Origin of the sequence: Xanthobacter sediminis (assembly GCF_043195015.1) — a bacterium.
In the GTDB taxonomy this organism is placed as follows: domain Bacteria; phylum Pseudomonadota; class Alphaproteobacteria; order Rhizobiales; family Xanthobacteraceae; genus Xanthobacter.
In genome coordinates, this window is sequence record NZ_JBAFWH010000048.1 from 1 (window position 1) to 1,673 (window position 1,673).

The 1,673-nt window shown below is 62.6% G+C and carries 1 protein-coding gene; it reads left to right on the forward strand.

The features are described from left to right. Positions 1 to 95: 95 nt before the first annotated feature. A complete protein-coding gene (locus V5F61_RS21130; RefSeq protein ID WP_012112698.1) occupies positions 96 to 1,451 on the forward strand; it encodes an IS1380-like element ISPme1 family transposase in 1,356 nt (451 codons plus the stop codon). The last annotated feature ends 222 nt before the right edge of the window (positions 1,452 to 1,673 follow it).

The following is a 1,673-nucleotide window of genomic DNA, read 5'->3' on the forward strand; positions in this document are numbered from 1 at the left end:
GCCCACATTCTCCAAGTAAGTCGCTGATTTCGCTGTCGTAATCGTGATATTTCGCATATAAATCATGGCGTTGACGGCTGCGAGGGGCGCGTTTCATGGATCACCTGGAGGGTGCGGGCTTGGCGCGGGGAGATCGGGTTGATTTCGACCGCCGTGTGCGTCTGGAGTTCCGTGGTGCGCAGATCAGTTCAGACGGTGGCCTGCTGGTGATGCGCGAGCTTGATGACGTGCTCGGCCTGTCCAATCTGGCGTCGGAGGCGCTGCGAGACAGCCGCACCGGGAAGAACACGCTCCATCGGCTTGACGGATTGTTCCGGCAATCGGTGTTCGGACGACTGGCCGGATACGAGGATGTGAACGATGCCGACCGCTTGGCCCTCGATCCCGTGATGCGTCAGGTCGTTGGCGGCAGGGCCGTCGAGGCGCAAGCTGCTTCGGCATCGCAGATGGGACGGTTCGAGACCGAGACGCTGGCTCTGGCCGCGAACCGGGCGGCGCTGGCCGATCTGAACGGCCAATGGATCGACCGGTTTCATGACCGCAACGGGTTGAAATACATCGTGCTGGACATGGACAGCTCGGTCAGCCCCACCCACGGCGATCAGGAAGGTGCTGCCTGGAACGGGCATTTCGACTGCACCTGCTATCACCCCATCTTCTTGTTCAACCAGTTTGGCATGCTGGAGCGCTGCGCCCTGCGTAACGGCAATGTCCACAGCGCCGATGGCTGGCGGGATGTCCTTGATCCCGTCATTGCCCGATATGCTGGCCGCGACCTTGGTGGACGCTTCTTCCGGGCCGACGCTGCCTACGCGATCCCCGCGATCTATATGCGGCTGGAAGAAGCCAGGTTCTTCTACGCCATCCGTCTGCCCGCCAACGCCGTCTTGCGCGAGAAGATCGCGCATCGGCTGACACGGCCCGTGGGACGGCCTTCGCTGACCAAGGTCAAACGGTTCTTCGAGGACTTCGAGTATCAGGCGGCGTCCTGGGACAAGCCGCGCCGCGTCATCGCCAAGATCGAATGGCATCCGGGCGAGCTGTTCCCCAAAGTCGGCTTCATCGTCACCAACCTGCCGATGGAGCCAGACTGGGTGGTGAGGTTCTACAACCAGCGCGGCACCGCAGAGCAGCACATCAAGGAAGGCAAATATGCCTTTCGCTGGACGCGGCTGTCATGCCGGAAGTTCCGGCACAACGAGGTGCGGCTGCAACTGCACGCGCTGGCCTACAACCTGGCAACCTTCCTGCGCTGCATCGAACTGCCCGAGGCCATGGCGGACTGGTCGTTGACCAGCCTGCAACTCAAGCTGATCAAGATCGGCGCCCGCGTCGTCCGCCACGCCCGCGCCATTACCTTCCAGTTGGCCGAGGTCGCCGTCACCGGCCCGATGGTGCGGGCCGTCCTTGCCGCCATCCGCCGTCTTCGAACGCCTCCGTCATGCGCATGACCACGATCCATGCCCAAGCTGAACGAAAGCGGCAGGACAGGTCCGTCTGCCGCGCGGAAAAGCGGCTCTGCCGGGCCAGAATGCTGCGGGTTCGAGGCTTGATCAACCCGACTTCGGCCGTTTGCGCGACGACAGACACCGCTCGGGGCGAAAAACGCTTGCCCAGCGAGCAAAATCAGGCGATCTTGAAGTCAAGCGGCAGGCCACTTGGGGAATGTCGGT